The sequence below is a fragment of the Delftia sp. WSY_12 genome (assembly GCF_043104645.1).
Lineage (GTDB): Bacteria > Pseudomonadota > Gammaproteobacteria > Burkholderiales > Burkholderiaceae_C > Comamonas > Comamonas tsuruhatensis.
This window is the reverse complement of sequence record NZ_JBICKW010000060.1, coordinates 104,109-128,494: the sequence shown is the minus strand read 5'-3', so window position 1 is coordinate 128,494 and position 24,386 is coordinate 104,109. Positions and strand designations below refer to the sequence as shown.

Here is a 24,386-nt window from a genome sequence, read left to right as displayed (position 1 = left end):
AGTGCATAACACGCTCTAGGCAGCCGGGCCTGCCGACTCAGTTTCGTCTAAGAAACCGGCGCCAGACTGGTCCCTGCGCCGACAAGGGCACGCGGCCGGCCCCGCCGAAGATGGGCACCGGCCTGTTTCATCCACTCTCCAGGAAAGACTCACCATGCAACTCAAGGACAAGGTCGCCTTCATCACCGGCTCGGCCGGCGGCATCGGCAAGGAGATCGCCACGCTGTTCGCCAGCGAGGGCGCGCGCATCGTCATTGCCGACCTCAACAAGGAGGCAGCCGACGCCACGGCGGCCGAGCTGCGCGCCACGGGAGCGCAGGCCATGGGCGTGGCCGTGGACGTGACCGACGAGGCCCAGGTCAACGCCTCGGTCGAGGAGGCCGCCCGGGCCTTCGGCGGCATCGACATCCTGGTCAGCAATGCCGGGATACAGATCGTGCATCCGGTGGAGGAATTCAGCTTTGCCGACTGGAAGAAGATGCTGGCCATCCACCTGGACGGCGCCTTCCTCACCACGCGCGCCTGCCTCAAGCACATGTATGCGCAGGGCCGCGGCGGCAGCGTGATCTACATGGGATCGGTGCACTCCAAGGAGGCCTCGCTGCTCAAGGCGCCCTATGTCACGGCCAAGCACGGCCTGATCGGGCTGGCCAAGACCGTGGCCAAGGAAGGCGCCAAGCACGGCGTGCGCGCCAATGTGATCTGCCCGGGCTTCGTGCGCACGCCGCTGGTGGACAAGCAGATTCCCGAGCAGGCCCGCACGCTGGGCATCAGCGAGGACGAGGTCATCAAGAACGTGATGCTCAAGGAAACCGTGGACGGCGAGTTCACCACCACCGAGGACGTGGCCCGCGTGGCCCTGCTGTTCGCGGGCTTCCCCAGCAATGCGCTGACCGGCCAGTCGCTGGTGGTCAGCCACGGCTGGTTCATGCAGTAAGTCGCCAGTCGGCCACTCAATCGGCCTTCAATCGGCCTTCAGGCCCAGCGCCCGGGTCACGGCCGCATAGCGGTCGATGTCGGCCGCGATCAGCGCCTGGAATTGGCCCGGTGTCTGCCGCGCCAGGGTGTAGCCCTGGTCGCGCAAGCCAGCGCTGACGGCGGGATCGGCCAGCGCCTGCTCCAGCGTGTCATGCAATGCCTGCACCGTGGCCCGGGGCGTGGCGGCAGGTGCCAGCAGGCCGTGCCACTGCTCCACCGCAAAGCCCGGCAGGCCGCGCTCGGCCACCGTGGGAACGCTGGCCAGCTGCGGCAGTCGCTGCGGCGCCGTGACGGCCAGGGCGCGCACGCGGCCTGCAGCGATCATGGCCGCAGCACTGCTGGCCGTGACCATGCCCGCCGCCACCTGGCCTGCCGCCACGGCCGTGATGGCCGGGCCGCAGCCCTTGTAGGGCACATGCTGGACAAATCGCTTCGCGTCGCGGGCCAGCATCTCGCCGGCCAGGTGCTGGGGCGTGCCGTTGCCGCAGGAGGCGAACAGCAGCGGCCGGTCCTGGCGCGCCTGGGCCAGCGCATCCTCCAGCGTCTGCAGCGCGCTGTCCGCAGGCACGACCAGCACCGAGGCGATGGAGCCGGCGTTGAACACCGCCGTGAAGTCCTTGCGCGGGTCGAAATCCAGGCGTTCGTAGACCCCGGGGTTGATGGCGAACGAGCTGTTGGCCATCAGCAAGGTGCTGCCGTCCGCTGCGGCCTGGGCCACGGCATGGGCGCCGATGTTGCCGCTGGCGCCGGGACGGTTATCCACCACCACGGGCTGGCCCAGGCGCTGCTGCAGCTGCTCGCCCAGGCGCCGCGCCAGCAGGTCCGTGCCGCCACCCGGCGGAAACGTCACGACGATGGTGATGGGCCGCTCCAAGCGCGTGCCGGCCTTGCCCGGCGCCGCCAGCCACAGCCCCGATGCGCCCGCCAGCAGCGCGCAGGCCGCCAGCGTCCAGAGTCTCCGTCGCTTCAAGGTACACCCTTCAAAAAACATGGCAACTGCTCCACTGGGCTAGGTGCAAAAAACCGGCGCAGCCCAACTCAGGGACACCGAGCAAGGGCCTAAGCCGGCCGCGCCGCCCCGCAGCCAGGGTGTCGCCGGTTGCCCGGACGCCCCCCTCCCGCGCAGCGAGAGAGGGCGCCGTGCACACGGGGGAAGCCGCGCAGCGGCTCAGGGGGTGCCTCATTTCAGGTGTCAAGGCCGATGTCGAGAACCCGGGCGCTGTGCGTGATCCAGCCCACGGCGATCTGGTCCACGCCGGTCTCGGCCACGGCGCGCGCCGTCTCGGGCGTGATGCGGCCCGAGGCTTCGGTCACCGCGCGCCCGCGCGCCATGGAGACGGCCGTGCGCAGCGTGTCCAGGTCCATGTTGTCCAGCAGCACCACTTCCACGCCCAGCGACAGCGCCACCTCCAGCTGCTCCAGCGTGTCCACCTCCAGCTGGATCTGCACCATGTGGCCCACGCCTGCGCGCGCCCGGGCCAGGGCTTCTGCCACGCCGCCGGCCAGCGCGATGTGGTTGTCCTTGATCAGCACGGCATCGTCCAGGCCGAAGCGGTGGTTGCTGCCGCCGCCCACGCGCACGGCGTACTTCTGCAGCGCGCGCAGGCCCGGCATGGTCTTGCGCGTGCAGGTCACGCGTGCACCCGTGTCGGCGATGGCCCGCGCGATCGATGCCGTGGCCGTGGCCACGCCGCTCAGGTGGCACAGGTAGTTGAGCGCCACGCGCTCGGCGGTGAGGATGGCGCGCGCGCTGCCGTGGATGCGCGCGATCTCCTGGCCGGGCGCCAGTTCGCTGCCATCGCGCAGCACCGGCTCGAAACGCGACTGCGCATCCAGCGCACGGAACGCCAGCCGCGCCATGTCCAGCCCGGCCAGCACGCCCTCCTGGCGCGCCACCAGGCGCAGTTCGGCCTGCGCGTCCGCAGGGACGATGGCATCCGTGGTCAGGTCGCCCGCGCGGCCCAGGTCTTCCAGCAGGGCCGAGCGCACCAGCGGCTCCAGCATCAGGTCGGGCAGCGGCGGCACAGGCAGGCGGGCACTGAGGGCATTGGCAGTATTAATGCTCATTTTGAGTATATGTAGGTCAAAAAAATGTGGCGCGCGGCCTTGCGGGCTTGAGCGAGGAACTTATGCTAGATACGAGCATAAGTACTGTCAAGCCATTGTCACAATCGGGCAAGTGCCGTGCAGTTCAGGGAGAACCGTCGATGCCCTTGGCCAGGGGCAGCTTGCTGCCGGAGATGGCCCGCTCCAGCAGCACATCGCTGCGAAAGCGGAACAGCTTGGCGGGCCGGCCCGCCGAGCCCACCGTGAGCTGGCCGGTCTCCTCGACCAGATCCTGCTGCTCGATCAGGCGGCGGAAGTTCTGCTTGTGCAGCCCGCGCCCGGCCAGCGCCTCCACCGTCTGCTGCAGCTGCAGCAGCGTGAACTCGGGCGGCATCAGCTCGAACACCACGGGCCGGTACTTGATCTTGGCGCGCAGCCGCGCCATGCCCGTGGCCAGGATGCGGCGGTGGTCGTGGTGCATGGCCTCGCCGGGCAGCATGGCGGCCGCGCCATGGACGCGGTGGGCCGCCTCCTGCACCAGTCCGGCCTCGTACAGCAGCTCGTAGCGCTGCAGCACCATGTCCTCGTTCCAGGGCCCGCCGTCCAGGCCGAAGGCGATGTCCGCGCGCTGGCGCCGCAGCGCACGCTGGGCGCCGCGCGCCTCGGCCATCCAGGCATGCAGGCGCGGAGCGATGTGGGAGCGCAGCAGGGCCGGCTCGCCGCCGCGCCAGTCTTCCCAGGGAAAGTAGCGGTACCAGTCCTGCCAGACGGCCTGCCCCGCGCTGCGGTCCGCGGATTCGCGCGTCAGCCCCAGGTAGCTGACCGAGATCACGCGCGCCCCGCTGGCATCGGTGCGATCGCCATCGGCAAAGGTGTAGAGCTGCTCCATGTAGCCCAGCGGGTGATGGGTCTGCTCCTCCACCCAGGCGCGCAGGCCGGCCTGCAGCGAGCGATGCCCCACCTCGAACGGCCCCGCCGGCAGCAACTGCCCGTCCGCCGTGGTCAGCACGCGCGGCGTGCCCTGGGTCACCGCCGCCAGCACGGCAACGAGTTCGGCATGGATGGGAGAGGCTGCGGGACTGGTGGGGTGGGGCACGAAGTTGAGGGAGGTCGGTTGGCGGGATGGGTGATTATGGTGGGTTGCAGGGGCGGGGTTGCCCGCGTTCAGGCATGGCGGTCCAAGCTTCCGATGTGCTGGTCCACCATGGCCTTGGCCTGTCCCAGGCTACAGCCATGCTCACTCTGGCAGGCCCTGATGGCCGCCATCTTCTGCAGGGGATCGGCGGCAAGGGTGCGCCAGTCGATCTTTGCGGGCTCTGGCACCAGGCCGGGCTGCGTGCTGCCCTCGTCCGATGAACACACTTCCCAGCGCGCCACGACGGGAAAGGAAAGGTCCACGGCGGGCAGCCGGTCCAGTTCGGCCGCCAGTTCATCCTTTGAAATCAATGAAGCCACCTGGCAAACACGCGCCCGGGGCCCGTCGCGCCAAGGCCTGATCTCCAAGGGACGCCGGCAGAAATCCTGCAGATAGCCACCCAACTCCTGCGTCATGAAGCGCGTGGTCTGTGCGACATCGGCCCGCAACAATTGCAAAGCCTCCGGCTGCGAGAAGTCATCCAGCTGATCGCTCAGGTCCGCAAAGGCCTGCAGAAATCCCGCGCAGACAAAGTCATCGAAGCAGGCGTGCGAAAGACTGCTGGCCTCGTCATCGTGCAACACCAGCGCCACGCCCACGCCATGCGTGTCCAGCGGCGTCAGGCACCAGGCATCGCCGGCGCCCGACTGGGCGAATGGCAAAAAGCGCCTGCCGTTCTGCGCGGAAGGATTGAGCCAGCCCTCGATGATTTCCCGGCTGGCTTCGGCGTCTATCCATTCGAAGTCCTGCCAACTCATGAACAAGGGCGGGTCCTGCAGGCAGCGCTGGCGCCAGGTATCAGCCCAATCCGGGCCATAGTGGGTCTTTCCCGATGCCAGAAATTCCTTCAACAGTGGCGGCAAGGCAATGCCGGTCTGGGTGGAGAGCGTTTCGTAGTCGATCATCGGGTTCATCCCACATCCATATGCAGCCTATGCTCGCCGCAACGCACGCACCGGAAAAGGCAGCCTGAAATCATGCCGTCCTTGGACATCCGCTCCAGCATCCACTGGGCACCCTTTTTGTAGATGCCTTCCATGTCGGGCAGGACTTCAGCAAGGAAAGGCTCTACGGTCTGCCTGTCGGCGTGACCCAGGAAGACACAGGGCTCGTTGCAGTGCGTGAGCCACACGGGCTGCTGCCAGGCCCTGTAGCCGGGCGTGCGCAGCGCTACTTCCAGCAGCAGCTCCCTGGCGATGGCGGGCTCCGGGTCTGCCGGATCAGGCGACACGCCTTCGATATCGGTGTATCCCACAAGTTCGCCGTCGTATGTCTCGCAAGCCTGCCCGCTGGCAATGCACCAGGGACACAGGTAGTCGGGGCTTTGCTGGCTGTAGAACGGGCCTTCGTACTTGAGGCTGCGCCTCTTTCCGCAGCATGAGCACACACCGTCTTCTTGCTCGAAGACGGTTTCGTAGGCGCCGGGATGGAATCTGAAATGCGGGCGTTCCATTTCAAGGTCTCTCTTTCCCCAATGGAAAGGCGCCATTGTCCATGGCGGCTCAGCGCGTGGAAATGAAACGTTCCTGGCAAGAAAAAACCGCGCAAAGCGCGGTTTTTCCGAGAAGCGCGGGAGCTTCTTCAGCAGCCCCGCTGCAGCATGTGCCGCCTCAGACGTTGAACAGGAAGTTCATCACGTCGCCATCCTTGACGACATATTCCTTGCCTTCGGCGCGCATCTTGCCCGCGTCCTTGGCGCCTTGCTCGCCCTTGAAGGCGATGAAGTCGTCGAAGGCGATGGTCTGGGCGCGGATGAAGCCCCGCTCGAAGTCGCCGTGGATGACGCCTGCGGCCTGGGGGGCGGTGTCGCCGACCTTGATGGTCCAGGCGCGCACTTCCTTGACGCCGGCCGTGAAGTAGGTCTGCAGGCCCAGCAGGCCGAAGCCGGCGCGGATCAGGCGGTTCAGGCCCGGTTCTTCCAGGCCCAGTTCCTGCAGGAACATGTCGCGGTCCTCGTCGCTCATCTCGGCCATTTCAGCCTCGATCTTGGCGCAGATGGCCACGACGGGAGCGCCCTGCGCCTCGGCATAGGCCTTGAGGCTGTCGAGCAGCGGGTTGTTCTCGAAGCCGTCTTCGCTGACGTTGCCCACGAACATGGCGGGCTTGGCGGTGATCAGGCAGAACTGCTTGAGCAGGGGCGCGTCTTCCTTGGAGACGGGCACCGTGCGTGCGGGCTTGCCCTGGTCCAGCGCAGCCTGGATGGGGGTCAGCAGCGCCACCAGCTTGGCCGCTTCCTTGTCGTTGCCCGACTTGGCGGCCTTGCTGTAGCGGTTCAGCGCCTTCTCGACGGTGGCCAGGTCGGCCAGGCACAGCTCGGTCTGGATGACCTCGATGTCGGCGATGGGGTCCACCTTGTTGGCCACGTGGATGACGTTCGGGTCTTCGAAGCAGCGCACCACGTTGACGATGGCGTCGGTCTCGCGGATGTGGGCCAGGAACTGGTTGCCCAGGCCTTCACCCTTGGAGGCGCCAGCCACCAGGCCGGCGATGTCCACGAATTCGACGATGGCCGGGACGATGCGCTCGGGCGTGATGATGTCGGCCAGCTTCTGCAGGCGCGGATCGGGCACTTCCACCACGCCGGTGTTCGGTTCGATGGTGCAGAAGGGATAGTTCTCGGCGGCGATGCCGGCCTTCGTCAGCGCGTTGAAGAGAGTGGACTTGCCCACATTGGGCAGGCCCACGATGCCGCATTTGAGGCTCATGGCAGGGCTTTCTACAGGGATTCTGGGGACAAACCCCGCATTTTAGTCAACCGGGCATTTCCTGTCGTTTCAGGCGAACTGCCAGTCGCCGGCCACGGACTGGCCAACAGCCAGTTCAGCCCCGTCGTGCAGGCCTTCCAGCACGGCATTCATGCCGAAGGTGATGGCACCATCGACACGGTCGTCCTGGCGGTAGGCACGGATGGCATCACCCACGGCGGTGCCCTGCACGGCCGTGACGGGGTCGATGTCGGGAATGGGGCAGCGTGTGCAGGGCTTGGCCATGCGCAGCCGCAGGCCCCGGGCATCGAGCACGTCGAACCCGTCGACCCGGTCCTCGTCGTGGGCCTCAAGGCCCTCGATCACGATGTTCGGTCGGAAGCGGCGGGCATCGACGGCGGGCTGGCCGGCGGCCTGCAGGCGCTGGTTGAGCTCATCCACGGCCGCCTGGCTCAGCACCAGCAGCGGGTAGCCGTCCGCAAAGTGCACGGGCGCGGCCTCGCCGCCTGTCCAGCGCTCGCTGGTGCGGCGCGGCGCGGCCGGGTCGAAACGCACCAGGGCGCAATCCGCGCCCAGGGCCTGGGTCAGCCAGCGCGCTGCCTCCGGCCCCATGTCCCAGGCCTGGACCCCATCCGACCAGACGCGCGCCTGGCGCACCGGGCCCGTGGCCTGCAGCGGGATGCGCAGGGGCGGGAGCTGGGGGAAATGCAGGACCAGGTGGCCGGCCTCCAGCTCGGGGCGTATCCAGGCCATGCGCGGATGGTCGCGCTGGGTCAGGAATTCGCCCTGCGCATCGACCACCATCCAGTGGCGGTCCCAGGCCAGGCCGGTGGCGCCGACGCCGCTGCTTTGCAGCGCGATGCCCGCGCAGGATTTGACGGGATATACCCACAACTGGGCAATGCGGCCCTGCACGTCTCTTTCTTGGTCAAACATCGGATAGCTCTTTTTGGGGAAATCTGGAGTGTGTATGCCATCCATGGCGCGAATGGCGCCATGCGATGGGCGGCAATATGCCAGATGGCGACGCAGGCTGCGGCACATCACGCCAAAGCCGGAGTTTGCGCCAGTTGGAATCCCCGGCATGGCCCGGACTCCTACAATGCCGGCCATGGCGCAAACCTTTGATGTATGTATACGCGGGGCCGGCATCGCAGGCCGGACCCTGGCTCTCCTGCTGGCCCGGGAACGGCTGCGCGTGGCCCTGGTGGTGGCCGCTCCCGCCGGCAACGCGCCCGATGTGCGCGCCTACGCGCTCAATGCCAGCGCACGCGGCCTGCTGGACAGCCTGCGCTGCTGGCCGGACGACGAGCACGCCACGCCCGTGACGCAGATGGAAGTCTTTGGCGACCTGGACGGCCACGTGCTGTTCGACGCTGCCCGCCAGGACGTCGACGCCCTGACCTGGATCGTCGATGTGCCCGCGCTGGAGCAGCGCCTGGCCGAGGCCGTGCGCTACCAGCCCATGGTCGAGGTGGTGCACCAGCCCGTGGCCGCGCCGCTGACGGCCATCTGCGAAGGCCGTGCCAGCCGCACGCGCAGCGAGTTCGGCGTGGACTTCGCCGTCACGCCCTATGCACAGCACGCCATCGCCACCCGGCTGCACTGCGAGCTGCCGCACGGCCAGGTGGCGCGCCAGTGGTTCACGCCCGAAGGCATCCTGGCCCTGCTTCCGCTGGAAGGTCCCCAAGGCCACAGCGTGGCCGTGGTCTGGTCCATTGCGCGCGAGCTGGCCGATGGCTGGCTGGCCGCCGACACGCAGGATTTCACGGCGCGGCTGGAAGCCATCAGCCAGGGCGCACTGGGCCGGCTGGAGCTGAGCGCACCGCGCATGGCCTGGCCGCTGCAGCAGGCCGTGGCCGACCACTGGTGCGGCTCCATGCCTGACGGCGATGCACGCTCGGCCCGCAGCTGGGTGCTGGTGGGCGACGCGGCCCACAACGTGCACCCGCTGGCAGGCCAGGGCCTGAACCTGGGCCTGGGCGATGTGCAGGCCCTGGCCCGCGTGCTGCAGGAGCGCGGCTACTGGCGCAGCACGGGCGATCTGCGCCTGTTGCGCCGATACGAACGCGAGCGCAAGGCCGCGCTGGCGCCCATGGGCCTGGCCATGGACGGGCTGCAGCAGCTGTTCAGCCGACCGGAGGTGCCGGTGCAGATGCTGCGCAACTGGGGCATGAAGGGCTTCGAGCGCTTCGGCCCGCTCAAGGACTGGATGGCGCGCCAGGCCATGGGCCTGGACCCGCGCAGCGGCGCCTGAGCCCGGCATGCAGGAATGCTTGCCGTTGAACCCTTTGCCGATTTGCGACTCGTACCCGTGCTCCGTGGCGCACTGCGCTGCGCACTCCCCCTCAACCACGGCGCGGCCGGCCTGAACGCGGCCCCGCCCACCTCCGCATTGCCATGAAACTCTTCGCCTGCCTGCTGACGGCTGCCAGCCTGACCTGGAGCCTCGGTGTTCACGCCCAGGACGCCAACCTGCGCAAGACGCTGACCGAGCGCATTCCCCAGCTCGAAAAGATCGACGAAATCCGCCCCACACCCATGTCCGGCCTGTTCGAGGTGCGCATCGGCACGGATCTGTTCTACACGGACGCCAAGGGCAACTACCTGATCCAGGGCGAGCTGATCGACACCAAGGCACGCCGCAACCTCACCGAAGACCGCATGAACCAGCTGACGGCGGTGGACTTCAAGCAGTTGCCGCTCAAGGACGCCGTGACCATCGTCCACGGCAAGGGCGAACGCAAGATGGCCGTGTTCGAGGACCCCAACTGCGGCTACTGCAAGCGCTTCGAACGCGACCTGCAGAACGTGGACAACGTCACCATCTACCTGTTCCTGTACCCCATCCTGAGCCCCGATTCGGCCGAGAAATCGCGCAACATCTGGTGCGCCAAGGACCAGGCCGGTGCATGGGCCGACCACATGCTGCGCGACAAGGTACCGGCCGCTGCCCAATGCGACACCTCGGCCGTGCAGCGCAACCTGGCCTTCGGCCGCAAGTACAAGATCACGGGAACGCCCACCGTCATCTTCACCAACAACACCCGAGTGCCTGGCGCCATCAGCGCCCAGGAAGTCGAGAAGAACCTGGCCGCAGCCGCAGCCGCGCGCTGATCGCCGCCTCGCGGGCCCTATGCCGGGCCCGCCCCTCTGATTCCCCTTGGCCGGAGCTTCCCGGCTCCAGCCCGCCGCAGCGGGCCCGGGCAGCCTCCAGGCCACACCTGCAGGAGCCCGAATGACCTCTCCCCTCGCCGCCACCGCCGCTGCCACTGCCGCTGCGGACATCCACTACCGCGTGCAGGCCCTTGATGTGGACGCGCACCTGTTCAGCGTGCAGCTGCACATCGCCCGCCCGGCCGCCGGCCAGACCCTGTCGTTGCCGGTCTGGATTCCCGGCAGCTATCTGGTGCGGGAGTTCTCCAAGAACCTCCAGGACCTGTCTGCCGAGCAGGACGGCCGTCCCGTCGCGCTGGCCCAGCAGGGCAAGAACCTCTGGCAGGCCGACTGCGCAGCCGGCGTGCCGCTGGTGCTCAGCTACCAGTTCTGCGCCTACGACAGCTCGGTGCGCACGGCCTGGCTGGACCGCCGCCGCGGCTTCTTCAACGGCACCAGCCTGTGCCTGCGCGTGCACGGCCAGGAAGACACGCCGCATACGCTGCAGCTGCTTGCATCGGACGCCACGGCATCGTGGCAGGTGGCCACCGGCCTGGACGCCGTGGACGCCGATGCGCGCGGCTGGGGCCTGTACCGCGCTGCCCACTACGACGAACTGGTGGACTGCCCCGTGGAGATGGGCAGCTTCTGGCGTGGCGACTTCGTGGCCGCGGGCGTGCCCCACAGCTTCGTCGTTGCGGGCGCCGCGCCCAGCTTCGACGGCGCGCGCCTGGTTGCCGATGCACGCAGGATCTGCGAGACCGTGCTGGCCTTCTGGCACGGTACGGGCGAGCAGGCCACGCCCGCGCCCATGCAGCGCTATGTGTTCATGCTCAACGTGGTCGATGACGGCTATGGGGGCCTGGAGCACCGCAACTCCACGGCCCTGATCTGCGGCCGGCGCGACCTGCCGCGCGTGGGCGAGCGCAAGGCCGCCGAGGGCTACACCACCTTGCTGGGCCTGATCAGCCACGAGTACTTCCACACCTGGAACGTCAAGCGCCTGCGCCCCGCAGAATTCGCACGCTACGACTACGGGCAGGAGAACTACACCGAGCTGCTGTGGTTCTTCGAAGGCTTCACCAGCTACTACGACGACCTGCTGCTGCGCCGCGCCGGCCTGATCGACAACGCCCAGTACCTCAAGCTGGTCACGCGCACCATCAACCAGGTGCTGCAGACACCGGGCCGCCGCCTGCAGTCCGTGGCCCAGGCCAGCTATGACGCCTGGGTCAAGTACTACCGCCAGGACGAGAACACGCCCAACCAGACCGTCAGCTACTACACCAAGGGCTGCCTGGTCGCGCTGGCCCTGGACCTGCAACTGCGCCGCGAAGGCCGCAGCACGCTGGACGACGTGATGCGCGCGCTGTGGCAGCGCTGCCAGGGCGGCCCCATGCGCGAGGCCGATGTGCTGGCCGTGCTGCAGGAGCTGGGCGGGCGCAGCTTCGCCCCCGAGATCACGCAATGGGTGCACGGCACCGACGACCTGCCGCTGGCCGAGCTGCTGGCCGCCCAGGGCGTGCAGGCCAAGGCCGAACCAGCGCAGACTGCCCAGCGGCTGGGCCTGCGCGTACAGGAAAGCCAGGGCATCACCGTCAAGACCGTGCTGCGCGGCAGCCTGGCCGAGCGCGCAGGCTTCATGGCGGGCGACGAATGGCTGGCCATCGAGCTGCCCACCGGGGCCGAGGATGCACAGCCCGCACGCTGGCGCATCACCCGCCTGGACGATGTGGCGCTGTACGCAGGCACGGCGCTGGAGATCGTGGCCTGGGTGGCCCGCGACCGCCAGATCCTGGCCTTCACCCTGCCCTGGGGCTCGGCCCTGCTGAGCGAGGCCGCCATGGTCGAGAAAACGGACAACGGCGATGCAAAAGCTGCCATCTCCAGCGCTCCACAGCTCCCGTCTCCCAGCAACCTCGCCCTGGAAATCACCGACGAAGAGGCCGTGGGACGCTGGCTGGGCGGCCGCGCCGACAGCCCGCAGGCTCCCGGCACGCCGTGAAACGCGGTGCAGGCGCGCACATGCACACACGCGCACCCGCGCCCCTGGCCGGTTATTCTTGAGCATCACGACGACAACCCCAGCAGGAGACTCCCTTGGCCTACGAAATGATTGAAGTTCGCGTCGAAGCCGACAAGGTCGGCATCATCACGCTCAACCGCCCCAAGCAGCTCAACGCGCTCAACGACCAGCTCATGAACGAGCTGGGCCAGGCCCTGCAGGCCTTTGATGCCGATGAGGCCATCGGCTGCATGATCATCACCGGCAGCGAGAAAGCCTTTGCGGCCGGCGCCGATATCGGCGCCATGGCCAAGTACAGCTTTGCCGACGCCTACAAGGGCGACTACATCACGCGCAACTGGGAGACCATCCGCAGCATCCGCAAGCCCGTGATCGCCGCCGTCAGCGGCTTTGCCCTGGGCGGCGGCTGCGAGCTGGCCATGATGTGCGACTTCATCATCGCCGCCGACAACGCGAAGTTCGGCCAGCCGGAAATCAAGCTGGGCGTCATCCCCGGCGCCGGCGGCACGCAGCGCCTGCCGCGCGCCGTGGGCAAGTCCAAGGCCATGGACATGGCCCTCACGGCCCGCATGATGGACGCCACCGAGGCCGAGCGCGCCGGTCTGGTCAGCCGCGTCGTGCCCTTCGACAAGCTCATGGACGAAGCCCTGGGCGCCGCCATCATCATCAGCGGCTTCTCGCAGATCGCCGTCATGGCGGCCAAGGAATCGGTGAACCGCGCCTTCGAGGGCTCGCTGGCCGACGGCGTCATGTTCGAGCGCCGCCTGTTCCACGCGCTGTTCGCCACCCAGGACCAGAAGGAAGGCATGGACGCCTTCGTCAACAAGCGCCCCGCAAACTTCAAACATCTCTGAACCTGCTGAAAGACACGCTACAATGCGCGTCTTCCGGCAAGGCACTGCAGGCCTCTCGCAAAGAAATTTCGAGAAATTTGCACAACTTCCCGGATCGACCAAAAATTCTGCATATAATTTAGGTCTTACGGCGCTTTAGCTCAGTCGGTTAGAGCGATGGAATCATAATCCACAGGTCCGCGGTTCGAATCCGTGAAGCGCCACCAAACAAAGAAAAGGGTCTACGTGCAAACGTAGACCCTTTTTTCTTGCCCATCGCCGTCCGCGCCGGACAACTGCGACGACACGCCCTCTTGCCCCCGGTCAGCAGCGCATCCCGGGATGCCTGCCGCCAGCCAGCAACGCGGGATGAACAACATTTCTTTCGGCACTTGCACCAGCCCAGCCAGGCCCCACGCAACTGCGTGGCTCGGCGGTCGCTGCAAGCACAACCTGTGCTGCGCTGCACTCTCCCCAAAAATCAGAAAAATCCTAGAAATATGGATTCACTGTGATTTCCAACGGAAAAACATGCCAGGCACTCGTATTTTTCGAGCAACGCGAAAAATCCATCGGACTATTCCCAGAAATCAGAAAATATCACTAAGACCATTCCTAGTCACAAAATTTACTGCCTTTGTGCGGCACGCATTAATTTGATCTAATCTCAATGCAGTCTTTTGCTGCTTTTTCAAGGAGTTTTTCAATGGCAGAAATCGGCACACTCGCCAAAACAGGTGAAAATTGTCCAGAAAGTGGCACCTGGGAGTCCCAGGACAAACCTTCGACCACAGCACCCATTGCAAAGGGCAACACCATGCCACCGCACAATGGTCATGCTGTCACATGGAAGTTGATCCAAAAGACCTGAGGCCATCTGGCATGCTGCCATGGCAGTAGTCATGGCAGCGACGATCAGGAAATTGATTCAATGGACTTGAATCAATTTCATAGGGATTCAGTACCGGGAGCTGAGCCCACATTCATTGAATATCAACCAGGAGTTGATTTCAACAGGATCGGCATCTGAAAATCAGGATGAAGCATGGAATCCGTGAATTCTCGCGAGATATCCAGGCATAGTCAAATTCAAGCGGCCGTCATGTGACGCCCGCTTGAATATCAAATATGAGATTGCACCAAACTGCGTCAATGACGCATGAGCGCAATCCAGTGATTATCCAACGCCATTCCAGGCACCGGCACCGTGCGCAGCACCTGGCCGCGCTGGCGCAATTGGGCCTGGCGTGCACCGCCCATCCACAGCGCGGGCTCGGCAGGCAGGGGCCGGCCCTTGGCATCCAGCGAGACACTTGCATTGGCCACGCAGTACACGCCCGGCATGGCATCGCCGCGCAGCCAGCGTCCGCTGGCCTGGCCGCTGTCGGGCACCTGCCACCAGGTGACGGTGTTCACGCGCGGGCAGCTGACGGCAAAGAGCTGGCCGTCGCAACCGATGTCGCCGCCATAGCCGGCCAGGGGCTCGCGCCCTTCGGGCAGGGGCACGGCATGCAAACGATGGCCATCGAACAGCGCGATCACGGGCGCAGCGGCGCGCGCTTCGGTGTCGCGGTGCTCGGCCTGCAGCGCAATGCCCAGCCAGCGGCGCGCGGGCGCGTGGGCGACCTGCGGGCCCCAGGCCAGGTGGCGCAGGCTCAGGCGGTTGTCGTCCAGCTTCCAAAGGCCGGCACGGGCGCCGCCTTCGGCCGGCAGCAGCCGTGCGATGGAGGAATCCATGTGGTCCAGCTGCAGCTTGCGCCGGCCGGTTTCGGACTGCGTGGGAATGCCGCCGTTGGCGACCATCAGCGTGCCGTCGGCGTCCAGCAGCAACTGGTGCGGGTCCATGCCGCCCGTGCGCCATTCGGCGATCTTCTCCAAGGTGATGGCATCGCGCACGCCGATCAGGCCCTGGGCATCTTCCAGGTCGGTCTCGGTGGTGTAGAGATGGCGGCCGTCGGCACTTTCGATGACATGGCCGTTGAAGAAGCGGTCGGGCTCTATCCACTGCCACTGCGCATCCTCGGCGGCCTGTCCCGGCTTCAGACGCACCAGCCAGTCGCCGGGGCGGCGGCTGGCGAAGACCACGGAGCCGTCGCGCAGCGCGGCCATGCCATGGGCGCGCGTGGGCACATCCAGGGCCTGCAGCACCTGCAGCGGCCTGTCCACCTGCGCACTGGCCTGCACGATGCCGACACGCATCTGCTCGCCCTGCATCCAGGCCGCAGCCAGCGACCGTGCCGGTCCAGACGGCCTGGCCGCATGGGAGGTTGCCAGCGGCATGGCAGCCAGCAGACCCAGGCCCTGCAGCCAGCGGCGGCGATTCAGCGCCTGCTCAATCCCCGTCGGCATCCGAGAACCCGATGTTGACTTCCAGCGCAGGCGCCACCTCGCCTTCCATGAGGCGCTTGAGGCGCGAAAGCGGCTTGGTCGCGGCATCGACGGCCTTGGCACTCGGCTCGGTCAGGGCACGCATGCCGGCATCGGCCTCGTTGACGGCCTTGAGCCAGCGGTCGGCCAGCGGGTTGAGGCCACGGCCGCGCAGGTAGGACTCGATGGGCACGATGTCCACGCCGGGCCGGGGCACCTTGCGGTCCACGCTCACGGCCAGCGTGCGCAGGCCCTGCCAGTGCGCGCGCCAGACCTCGACGGTGCTGCCGCTGGCCAGGTGCTCCCAGGCGGGGGGCTTGCTGCCTGCACTGCCCGCACTGCGCAAGGGCTTTTCCATGTCCGCCCAGCGCAGGCGCTCCAGGCCGCCCACCCACTGGTTGATGAACTCGGCCATGGCTTCGGTGGTGGCATCGCCGTCCTCGGACCAGTCCTGGGCGGCAAGCTTGGCAAAGCCATTGCGGAGGATGCCCATCTCGGCGCCGATTTCCTCGGACACCAGGGTGGCATAGGCGCAGGCCGGCGTCTGCGGCTCCACGGGCTGGGTCCACAGCAGGTTCTCGAGCGCCGGGTATCCCTTGGCGGGTGCGCCGATGCGCTCCATGGCAGCCAGATCGGCGGGGGCCGACTGTATGGCCTTCTTGAGCAGGGCCGGGCGCATGGGGCGGAAGTCCACCAGGCGTGCCGAGCGGCGCTCCACCAGCGGCCCCAGGGCCACGGCCGAGAGGCTGCTCCACTGCCGCGACGATTGCACATAGGCCTGGCGCGCCGTCTGCAGCGTGGCGGCAGCCGATCCCGCAGGTGCCGCAGGTGCTGCGCAGTGCGCGCGCAGCGCCTGGCTCAGCGCCTGGGCGGATTCCTGCGCGGCCTTGGCCTGGGGCGAGAACCATTGGCCATACAGCCCCTGCACGGCATGGGCCGTGTTGTAGAAGGGGATGGCCATGTTGGCCTCCACTTCCTGGGCCTGGGCCGGGGTGGTGGCCAGCAGCGCCAGCGCGGCGGCACAAAGGATTTGGCGAGGGGTCATGCGCATGTCTTGCATCAGAGGGACTCCACAAATTTGACCAGGGCTTCACGGTCTTCGGCGCTGAACTGGCGCACCTGTTCGCGCGCGGCTTCGGCCTCGCCGCCGTGCCAGAGGATGGCTTCGAGCACGCCGCGCGCACGGCCGTCGTGCAGCAGGCGCTGGTGGTTGTTGACATCGGGCAGCAGGCCTATGCCCCACAGCGGCGGCGTGCGCCACTGGCGGCCTGAGGCCTTGAAGTCGGGCCGGCCATCGGCCAGGGCCTCGCCCATGTCGTGCAGCAGCAGGTCGGTGTAGGGCGCAATGGTCTGGCCCGACAACCCCTGGCTGCTGAGTGCCGGCGACAGCGCGGGGAACAGCGCCCCGCCCGTCTTGTACGAGGGCCGGTGGCACTGCGCACACTGGGCCTGGTGGAACAGTGCCTCGCCACGGCGCACGGCAGGGTCGCTGGCGTTGCGCCGTGCAGGCGGCGCCAGCGTGGCCTGGTAGAAGATCACGTCGTCCAGCACGCGGTCCTCGATCTCCACGCCCTCGGCGCCGTTGCCGTTGGGCGCGGCCAGGCAGTCCTTTTGCGCGGGCGTGCAGGTCTGGTGCGGGAAACGCTTCGATGTGATGCCGATATCGCCCAGGAAGGCCGAAGCCGTCTGGTGGGCAATGGAGGCCACGTTGGCCTTCCAGCCGAAGCGGCCCAGCATCATGCGTTCGCCGTAGGCATCCCAGACATAGTTGGGCTGGCCCTTGATGGGGCCGCCCAGGGCCGCCTGGGCGGCAGCGTTGGCCAGGATCTCGGACTCCGGGATGTGCTCCAGCAGGCCCAGGCCGATGACCTGGGGCGCAATGCGCGGGCTGGTCATCAGGTTGGCAGCCAGGGGGCCGTAGTTGAGCGCAGCCAGCTCGTAGACCGGCTTTTCCAGCGTGTAGGCCGTGCCGTCGGCAAAGCGGCCATGCACCTGTTCATAGCGGATGCGAAGCTGGCCCTCGCCCTTGACGCCCAGCACGCCCTCGGTGTTGAACTGGTCGCCATAGACCGGGTCCGGCACCGGGCTGCCGTGCGGGCCTTCGCCCGGAATGGACAGCCGCATGAGCAGGCCCGCGAACGGCTGGGGCTTGAGCGGGTTATGGAAGTCGGGCGGCTGGGCGCGGCCATCCTGCACATGGCAGCCGCCGCAGGAGCGCGCCAGGAAGTGCGGGCCCAGGCCATCGCGCGCCGTGGTGGAGGCCGGCGCCTGCACCCAGTTGCGCTTGAAGAAGGAGTTGCCGATGACGAAGCGCGTGCGCTCGGCATCGTCCAGGTTGGCGGCAGGCAGCGAGAAGGCGTTGCGGCCCGTGGCGTGGACCGTGGTCTGGCCGCCCGGGGGCAGGGGCTCGCCGGGTGCCGCGAACAAAAGAACTGGATCGGGAGCTGGATCGGGAGCAGGCTGCGGTGCTGGCGCGCGCGCTGGAGCGGCAGCCACCGTGTCCTGCTGTTGGGCCGAGCAGCCCATCAGGACCAGGGAGGCAGCGACCAGCAGCGAGGGGGAGAGATTCATGGGTGGGGACGTCCCTGGAAAAGCCAGGGCCGCCGAACCCTTTCGGGGGCGGCGGCCTTGGCGCATGGGCGAGAGAGGGGTTGGACGCTTGGGGTGAATGCTCTTTTAGTTGGCCTTGGGGTCCACCAGGTTGAGCTGGGTGATGCCGACGGCATTGGCCGCCTCCACCAGGTCCTTGCTCTGCTGGACCAGGCTGTCGATGGTGGCCTGGATCTTGGCGCGCGAGGCCGAGTCGCGCGCGCCCTGGATGGCCTGGTCGAACGGCGCGGGAATGGCCTGGGCCGCCTGCACCGACTGCGTGATCTGGCGCGTGGTCCTGTCGGCCAGCGCGCTGTCCTTGGAGGCCACCCAGTCCCTGATGCCCGGGCCTTGCAGCTCGCTGCCGTCCAGGCGCTTGTAGCTGCCCTGCCAGACGTTGAGGATGCCCTGGGCATTGGTCACGGCATCGCGGTGCGTGTTGTCCGAGAAGCAGGAGTGCTCGTCTTCCTGGTCGCGGCTGGCCAGCGCCACTTCCAGGCGCTCGCCGGCCAGCTCGCCGCGCGACAGCGAACCCAGGCCCACGAAGATGCGGCGCAGCGCGTCGTCGGGCTTTTTCTCGAACTGGGCGCGGAAATTCTTGGGCGAGCCGGGCTTCCACTGGTCGGCCACCGACTGCAGATCCTCGATCAGCAACTCGGTCACCACCTTCAGGTACTCACGGCGGCGGTCGGCATTGGATTTCTTGCCATCGACGAAGTCGGTGTAGGGACGCGCGCCCGGTCCCTTGTCATTCAGGTCCTGGCCCCAGAGCATGAACTCGATGGCGTGCCAGCCGGTGGAAACGTTCTCCTCGCCGTCATGCTCGTTGAGTTCGGCCAGGCGCTTCTTGGTGATGGCTTCCTTGCGGTTGTTGATGATGCCGGCATTGGGGTTGCCTTCCACATAGTCCACATAGGACTCGTCCATGGGCCAGGCGTTGATCTGGCCTTCGGGTCCTTCATCGTTGTCGATGGGACCGGCGTAGAAGCGGAAGGCCTCGGTCTGGCCGTAGTACTCGCGTGCATCCAGCCAGGCCTTGCGCGCATTGTTCAGGCCCTGTTCGCTGGGTGATGCGAGAAAGGCCCCGATGGCTTTCTGCATGGTCTTGGCCGAGCTGATGGAATCCGAGTAATTGGCGTGCACCAGGGTGCCGTAATGCTTGACCACCTCTGCAACGGAGAGGTTCTTCTTCACGGGCTGTTGAACGGTGCCGGCGGCTGCGGCCTGGCTCATCGGGGCGGCCGCGCCCAAAGCGAGGGCGGCTGCAATCAGGATGGGATGCATGGCAGAAAGGATCGGAGGTTGGAGAACTCGGAATGCCAAACTGTAATGAGAATTGTTTTTATTGGCAAAACCTGCGAGATATCGCCGCACTGCACCGCAAGGTCATAGACGGACCCGGGCGGCCAACGGGCAGTGAACGGACGGCAATGGGAGCGCTTGCGGCGCACGGGCCGCAGCGGGCGCCAGCCTAGCACGGCGCCCTTGGCGCCAGGGCCAAAGACCCCGCGCTGGCGCCAAGGGCCCGGCCTCAGAACTTGTAGTTCAGGCTGACATTCACCGAGCGCGGCTCGCCCCAGGTGTAGGTGCTGTAGTAGCTGAAGATGGTGTAGTACTTCTTGTCCAGCAGGTTGCGCACGTTGACGGTGGCCGACAGCTGTTTGCTGAACTCGTAGCGCGCCATCATGTCCAGCAGCCAGTAGCCCTTGACGGTGTGAACGGCCGTGCCGCCCGATGGCGTGGAGATGTCGCCCCAGGTCTTGTCCTGCCAGCGCGCGCCGCCGCCCACCGTCAGGCCGGAAAGCGGGCCGTCCAGCCTGTAGCTGGTGTGCAGGCTGAACTGGTTGGAGGGCGTGAGCGTGGCCACGCGCTTGCCTTGGTCGCGCGAAATGGCATGCGAGAAACCGGCCTGCAGTTGCCAGGCGGGCGTGATCTGGCCGGATATCTCCGCCTCGAAGCCGCGCGTCCTGACGCCATCGACGGCCCGGTAGGCCGTGGCGCCGCCGGGCGTCAGGCCGCCGGTCTCGATACCGAAGTTGTCTTGCTGAAGCTGGAACAGCGCCGCCGATGCATTGAGGCGGCCGTCCATGAAGGCCGCCTTGACGCCGACCTCGGCGTTGTTGCCGCGCAGCGGGTCCAGCGCCTTGCCGCTCTCGTTTTGCTTGGACTGCGGGCTGAAGATGCTGGTGTAGCTGGCGTAGACCGAATAGTTGCCATTGAGGTCGTAGATCGCGCCCACATAGGGCACGAAAACGCCGGTCTCGCGCTGACCCTGCACCTGGTTGCGATAGTTGGACCAGCGCCCGCCCGTGATCAGCTTGAGGTCGGCCGCCAGGTTCCAGCGCGCCGCCGTGTACAAGCCCTGCTCCTTGGTCACTTCGCTGTTCACGTAGTCGGGTGAGGCGCCCCACACCGGCAGGCGCGAATCGCCATTCCAGTGGTAGTAGTCATTGACCGTGGACACATAGTCGGCGGGCAGCTGCCAGTAGCCATCGTTCTTCCAGTGGCGCCTCGCTACGCTGGCGCCCAGCACCAGTTCGTGCTCGCGCCCGCCCAGCGAGAAGGGCCCGCTGGCGTAGGCATCGAGCGCATTGCTGGTGGTGCGGCCTATGTACTGGCCGCGCCACAGCGACACGCCGGAGCCATCGGCCGGGTTGGGGAAGCCCGCAGCCGCCGCGCCCAGGTTGGCGTTGTAGCCGTTGATCTGGTGGTTGAACTGCGCCTTGGCCACCCAGCCGTTGCCGAAGCTGTGCTCCAGCGTGGCAAAGGCCGTGCGCGTGTACTGGTCCCAACGGCTCCAGCGCGTGCCGTTGTTGTGCGAGCGCGGCATGTCATTGAATTGGCCATCGGCATTGAGCAGCGGAATGCCGCCCCAGGTGGAGTTGACCGGACGGTTGTTCTGCGCATCGCCGCCCAGCGTCAGCAAAGTGCGTGGCGTCAGGTCCATTTCCACAATGCCGTAGAGCGTCGCGGTCTTGCGCGAATAGCGGTCCATGAACGAGTCCTTGTCCTGGTAGGCGGCCACGCCACGCGCGCGCACGCTGCCGCTTGCATTGAGTGCGCCGCCCACATCCACCTCGGTGCGGTAGTTGCTCCAGCTGCCCGCAGAGATGGACGCATGCCCGCGGAAATCGCGCGTGGGCTTCTTGCGGATCAGGTTGATGGTCGCGCCCGGAGTGCCGCTGCCCGTGAGCAGGCCGGTTGCGCCCTTGAGCACCTCGACGCGGTCATAGATCGCCATGTCGCTGAGGGTGTTGCCGGCCGAGTACGCGGAGTCGCGCATCATCGGAATGCCGTCGTACTGGAAGTTCTGGATGGCGAAGCCGCGGGCGTAGTACTCGGTGCGCTCGCTGTCATAGGTGACGATGCTGATGCCGGGCGTGTGCTCCATCACCTGGTCGATGGAGGTGAGGTTGAAGTCATCCATCTTCTGGCGTGTGACCACGCTGATGGACTGCGGCGTCTCGCGCGGCGTCAGCACCATGCGCGTGGCTGTGGCAATGGTGCCCGGCGTATAGGAGCCCGAGCCTTCGGTCACCTCGCCCAACTGGTTGGAGATCACGTTGACCGTGGGCAGCGTGGCCGGGTTCTGCGTGTCCGGCAATGCCTGAGCCTGAGCGGACAGGGCGCCGATGGCAAGGGAGATGGCCAGCGCAAGAGGCGCAGGGCGATGGCCGGGTTGAAGGCGATGCAGTGGCATGAAATGCTCCGGGAGAACAGCAATACGGCAATAAAAAAACTTCCTCGCCATGCCCTCCGATGGGTCGAAGGGCATGAAGAGAAAGCGAATGCGATTTGTTCTCATTATCGTTTCTTCAATTGTCTGGGCCATCGGCAGCACAGGGGCTGCTGCATCCGCGCAACACCCGAATCCGTCCCGCGCCCGCCGGGCAGTACCAGCCGCCCATGCCGTAGAAGCTGTCTGGCAAGCCTGCCCTACTTGCCTTGTCCGGCCACTTCCCTTACCATTGCGCCCGCCCGCATGGGAGCGCCCTTTTCACCGGGCCTGCCCGCAGCCTCCAAGCCCTGATCGCCCAGCCGATTCAGGGCTTTCGCTTTTTGCAGAAGCGGTCTTTTGGCGCTGCACCTTGCGCTCTGTCTTTGCGCGCAGCCCCTGCCATGCTCCGGCATGCCGGCCGCCCAGCTTGTTTTCCCACCAGGACTCCCGTGCCCATCGCCTTCCCAGGATGCAGCACACGCGCAGCGTGCCCGCACGCCGGCTCAGCCGGCGGCGCAGGCGTTTTGCGCGGTGCCACACCCCAGTGAGAGCGCGCGCCGTCCTGGCTTTCAAGGATCTTCACGTGACCACCACTTCCTCCGGGGCGCTCGCAGCCAATGCTGCCGGCGCCAGCACAGACACGCATGCCGGCGCCCATGCCACCCAGGTCAATGGCTACAGCTGGAAGGCCCTGGCCGGCTCGGCCGTCGGCTATGCCATGGACGGCTTCGACCTGCTGATCCTGGGCTTCATGCTGTCGGCCATCTCGGCCGACCTGCACCTCACGCCGGGCCAGGCCGGCTCGCTGGTGACCTGGACGCTGATCGGTGCCGTGTTCGGCGGCATCTTCTTCGGCCTGCTCAGCGACCGCTACGGGCGCATCCGCGTGCTGACCTGGACCATCATGCTGTTCGCAGTCTTCACGGGCCTGTGCGCCTTCGCGCAGGGCTACTGGGACCTGCTGGCCTACCGCACGATTGCGGGCATCGGCCTGGGCGGCGAGTTCGGCATCGGCATGGCACTGGCCGCCGAGGCCTGGCCTGCCCGCCACCGCGCGCGCGTCTCGTCCTATGTGGCCCTGGGCTGGCAGATGGGCGTGCTGGGTGCGGCGCTGCTGACGCCGCTGCTGCTGCCCCTCATCGGCTGGCGCGGCATGTTCCTGGTGGGCGTGATCCCGGCCGTGGTGGCCTGGGTGATCCGCAACAAGCTGCACGAGCCCGAGGTCTTCGTGAAGCGCCAGCAGTCCGCCACGCCGTCGGCCCGCGTGCCGGTGCTGCAAAGCCTGAAGCTGCTGGTGAAGGACCGCGCCACGGCCAAGGTCAGCCTGGGTGTGATCGTGCTGACCTCGGTCCAGAACTTCGGCTACTACGGCATCATGATCTGGATGCCCAGCTTCCTGTCCAAGCAACTGGGCTTCAGCCTGACCAAGTCCTCGATCTGGACTGCCGTGACCGTGGTGGGAATGATGGTCGGCATCTGGGTCTTCGGCCAGCTGGCCGACCGCATCGGCCGCAAGCCCAGCTTCCTGATCTTCCAGCTGGGCTCGGTCATCATGGTCGTGCTCTATTCACAGCTGTCCGACCCTACGGCCATGCTCTGGGCGGGGGCCCTCATGGGCCTGTTCGTCAACGGAATGATGGGCGGCTACGGCGCCGTGATGAGCGAGGCCTATCCCACCGAGGCGCGCGCCACCGCGCAGAACGTGCTGTTCAACATCGGCCGCGCCGTGGGCGGACTGGGCCCGGTGGTGATCGGTGCGCTGGCCATGAGCTATTCGTTCCAGGTGGCCATCGCCCTGCTGGCGGCCATCTATGTGCTGGACATGCTGGCCACGGCCTTTCTGATCCCCGAACTCAAGGGTCGCGAGCTGTCCTGAGCGGTGCGGGCCACGGCCCTGCCATGCAAAGAGCTGCCGATGGCAGCTCTTTTTTTGTCCCGGGACCGGCCGGCCCGGGGCTCAGCCGCCCTCGCTGCATTCCAGGTTTTCGATGCGGTCTGCCGCCTGGCGGATGTCTTCCTGGAACTTCTGGTCTCCCAGCATCACGGAAACCTGGCCCTCAAAGCCGCGCAGCTTGACCAGCGCTGCCTCGTAGCCGCCGCTGCCCATGCGCTTGAGCCCGCACAGCGCATAGAGCTTGGCCACGGGCGAGCTTCGCGGATCGTCGATCACCGACAGCAGGACGGCATTGGCCTCGGGCCGCCTGAGCATGGCCTCCAGATGCCGCTCCGCTGGCGAAATCTCGCCGGCAAGGCCGGCCAGTCCCAGGTTGAACTGCGAGGCATCCAGCGGCGCCGGGTCCAGCGGACGGGCCAGGGCCGGGGCAGACAGGAACAGGCAGATCAGGGCGGCGGACAGGGTGGTCTTCATGGCAGGGGCAAGGCCGTGTGAGGCCTGGGAGGCAGTCGCAAAGGCTCTTCGACGCAAAGCATTGCGGCAGGTTCCCCTTCGGCACCATCGCGATCATCGACCGCCAAACAGCCAGCCTGCGACCAGCGTGCCGCCATAGAACAGGAGCAGGGTGACCGGCACCAGGTGCCAGCCCCAGACTCTGAACCACCAGTGATTGAACAGGGTCACCACGGCGCTGATGACGATGCAGATGGCCAGCGCACCCAGCCGCTGCTCCAGACTGTCCGCCACGTCCTTGGACGCGAAGAAGATGAACGCCGCGACGGACGAACACAGCAAGGCGGTGTAGAACGCCACTTTCTCTTGCCTGCGCAATTTCAGGATGCTCATGGGGGCCAGGGAGGTTTCGATGGATCGGTCGCCGGGAAAGCCTGCGCCACCGGAGCGCGCAGGTTGCGCTGCGGCACAATTTTTCGTATCCCG

Annotated in this window: 21 protein-coding genes and 1 tRNA gene; 8 read left to right on the top strand and 14 right to left on the bottom strand. The window is 66.8% G+C overall.

Annotated elements, in window-relative coordinates:
- Positions 1–154 precede the first annotated feature (154 nt).
- Positions 155–937 (top strand): 3-hydroxybutyrate dehydrogenase, encoded by a 783-nt coding sequence (locus ACF8LI_RS26500; protein WP_392414545.1) that lies wholly within the window; start codon positions 155–157, stop codon positions 935–937.
- A 27-nt stretch (positions 938–964) separates the two neighbouring features.
- On the opposite strand, the gene ACF8LI_RS26495 is transcribed toward ACF8LI_RS26500, so the two are convergent.
- The 7 genes from ACF8LI_RS26495 to ACF8LI_RS26465 all read right to left on the bottom strand — a co-directional run bounded on the left by ACF8LI_RS26495 (position 965) and on the right by ACF8LI_RS26465 (position 7,800).
- Entirely contained in the window at positions 965–1,969 is a 1,005-nt protein-coding gene (locus ACF8LI_RS26495) for a tripartite tricarboxylate transporter substrate-binding protein (RefSeq protein ID WP_392414544.1), read from the bottom strand.
- Between the two features lie 194 nt (positions 1,970–2,163).
- Positions 2,164–3,045, bottom strand: coding sequence for a carboxylating nicotinate-nucleotide diphosphorylase (gene nadC / locus ACF8LI_RS26490; RefSeq protein ID WP_012203471.1), 882 nt, complete (start codon positions 3,043–3,045; stop codon positions 2,164–2,166).
- Between the two features lie 124 nt (positions 3,046–3,169).
- A complete protein-coding gene (locus tag ACF8LI_RS26485; protein ID WP_013804059.1) occupies positions 3,170–4,120 on the bottom strand; it encodes a membrane protein in 951 nt (316 codons plus the stop codon).
- Positions 4,121–4,188: 68 nt separating this feature from the next.
- Positions 4,189–5,064, bottom strand: a complete 876-nt coding sequence (locus ACF8LI_RS26480; protein ID WP_392414546.1) for an SMI1/KNR4 family protein — start codon at positions 5,062–5,064, stop codon at positions 4,189–4,191.
- Positions 5,065–5,069: 5 nt separating this feature from the next.
- The gene (locus ACF8LI_RS26475; RefSeq protein ID WP_392414543.1) at positions 5,070–5,612 is read right to left on the bottom strand and encodes a CbrC family protein; all 543 of its coding nucleotides are present in this window, start codon (positions 5,610–5,612) and stop codon (positions 5,070–5,072) included.
- A 157-nt stretch (positions 5,613–5,769) separates the two neighbouring features.
- Positions 5,770–6,864, bottom strand: a complete 1,095-nt coding sequence (ychF, locus tag ACF8LI_RS26470) for a redox-regulated ATPase YchF (RefSeq protein ID WP_016447967.1) — start codon at positions 6,862–6,864, stop codon at positions 5,770–5,772.
- A 69-nt stretch (positions 6,865–6,933) separates the two neighbouring features.
- Positions 6,934–7,800 (bottom strand): MOSC domain-containing protein, encoded by an 867-nt coding sequence (locus ACF8LI_RS26465; protein WP_392414542.1) that lies wholly within the window; start codon positions 7,798–7,800, stop codon positions 6,934–6,936.
- Positions 7,801–7,975: 175 nt separating this feature from the next.
- Between ACF8LI_RS26465 and ACF8LI_RS26460 the strand changes: the two genes are divergently transcribed.
- The 6 genes from ACF8LI_RS26460 to ACF8LI_RS26435 all read left to right on the top strand — a co-directional run bounded on the left by ACF8LI_RS26460 (position 7,976) and on the right by ACF8LI_RS26435 (position 13,750).
- The gene (locus ACF8LI_RS26460; protein ID WP_392414541.1) at positions 7,976–9,121 is read left to right on the top strand and encodes an FAD-dependent monooxygenase; all 1,146 of its coding nucleotides are present in this window, start codon (positions 7,976–7,978) and stop codon (positions 9,119–9,121) included.
- A gap of 143 nt (positions 9,122–9,264) precedes the next feature.
- The gene (locus tag ACF8LI_RS26455; protein ID WP_016447970.1) at positions 9,265–9,981 is read left to right on the top strand and encodes a DsbC family protein; all 717 of its coding nucleotides are present in this window, start codon (positions 9,265–9,267) and stop codon (positions 9,979–9,981) included.
- 121 nt (positions 9,982–10,102) lie between these two features.
- A complete protein-coding gene (locus ACF8LI_RS26450; protein WP_392414540.1) occupies positions 10,103–12,025 on the top strand; it encodes a M61 family metallopeptidase in 1,923 nt (640 codons plus the stop codon).
- 95 nt (positions 12,026–12,120) lie between these two features.
- Positions 12,121–12,900, top strand: coding sequence for an enoyl-CoA hydratase (locus ACF8LI_RS26445; protein WP_016447972.1), 780 nt, complete (start codon positions 12,121–12,123; stop codon positions 12,898–12,900).
- A 129-nt stretch (positions 12,901–13,029) separates the two neighbouring features.
- Positions 13,030–13,106: transfer RNA gene (locus tag ACF8LI_RS26440), tRNA-Met, on the top strand.
- 479 nt (positions 13,107–13,585) lie between these two features.
- Positions 13,586–13,750 (top strand): hypothetical protein, encoded by a 165-nt coding sequence (locus tag ACF8LI_RS26435; protein ID WP_162269877.1) that lies wholly within the window; start codon positions 13,586–13,588, stop codon positions 13,748–13,750.
- A gap of 278 nt (positions 13,751–14,028) precedes the next feature.
- Here the strand turns inward: ACF8LI_RS26435 and ACF8LI_RS26430 are convergent, their stop codons facing one another.
- The 5 genes from ACF8LI_RS26430 to ACF8LI_RS26410 form a co-directional block, all read right to left on the bottom strand.
- A complete protein-coding gene (locus tag ACF8LI_RS26430) occupies positions 14,029–15,228 on the bottom strand; it encodes a DUF1513 domain-containing protein (protein WP_392414539.1) in 1,200 nt (399 codons plus the stop codon).
- Entirely contained in the window at positions 15,212–16,306 is a 1,095-nt protein-coding gene (locus tag ACF8LI_RS26425) for an imelysin family protein (RefSeq protein WP_392414538.1), read from the bottom strand. Before ACF8LI_RS26425 ends, ACF8LI_RS26430 begins: the two co-directional genes overlap by 17 nt.
- Positions 16,306–17,817, bottom strand: a complete 1,512-nt coding sequence (locus ACF8LI_RS26420; protein ID WP_392414537.1) for a di-heme oxidoredictase family protein — start codon at positions 17,815–17,817, stop codon at positions 16,306–16,308. The genes ACF8LI_RS26425 and ACF8LI_RS26420 overlap by 1 nt, the downstream gene beginning before the upstream one ends.
- A 105-nt stretch (positions 17,818–17,922) precedes the next feature.
- A complete protein-coding gene (locus ACF8LI_RS26415; RefSeq protein ID WP_312840199.1) occupies positions 17,923–19,119 on the bottom strand; it encodes an imelysin family protein in 1,197 nt (398 codons plus the stop codon).
- Positions 19,120–19,366: 247 nt separating this feature from the next.
- Complete coding sequence (locus ACF8LI_RS26410) at positions 19,367–21,535, bottom strand: TonB-dependent siderophore receptor (RefSeq protein WP_016447977.1); 2,169 nt, start codon at positions 21,533–21,535, stop codon at positions 19,367–19,369.
- Positions 21,536–22,271: 736 nt separating this feature from the next.
- Between ACF8LI_RS26410 and ACF8LI_RS26405 the strand changes: the two genes are divergently transcribed.
- Entirely contained in the window at positions 22,272–23,429 is a 1,158-nt protein-coding gene (locus ACF8LI_RS26405; protein ID WP_259649132.1) for an MFS transporter, read from the top strand.
- A gap of 81 nt (positions 23,430–23,510) precedes the next feature.
- Here ACF8LI_RS26405 and ACF8LI_RS26400 read toward each other — a convergent pair whose 3' ends face one another.
- Positions 23,511–23,921, bottom strand: a complete 411-nt coding sequence (locus ACF8LI_RS26400; RefSeq protein ID WP_392414536.1) for a hypothetical protein — start codon at positions 23,919–23,921, stop codon at positions 23,511–23,513.
- A gap of 93 nt (positions 23,922–24,014) precedes the next feature.
- The gene (locus tag ACF8LI_RS26395) at positions 24,015–24,293 is read right to left on the bottom strand and encodes a hypothetical protein (protein ID WP_209798878.1); all 279 of its coding nucleotides are present in this window, start codon (positions 24,291–24,293) and stop codon (positions 24,015–24,017) included.
- Positions 24,294–24,386 lie beyond the last annotated feature (93 nt).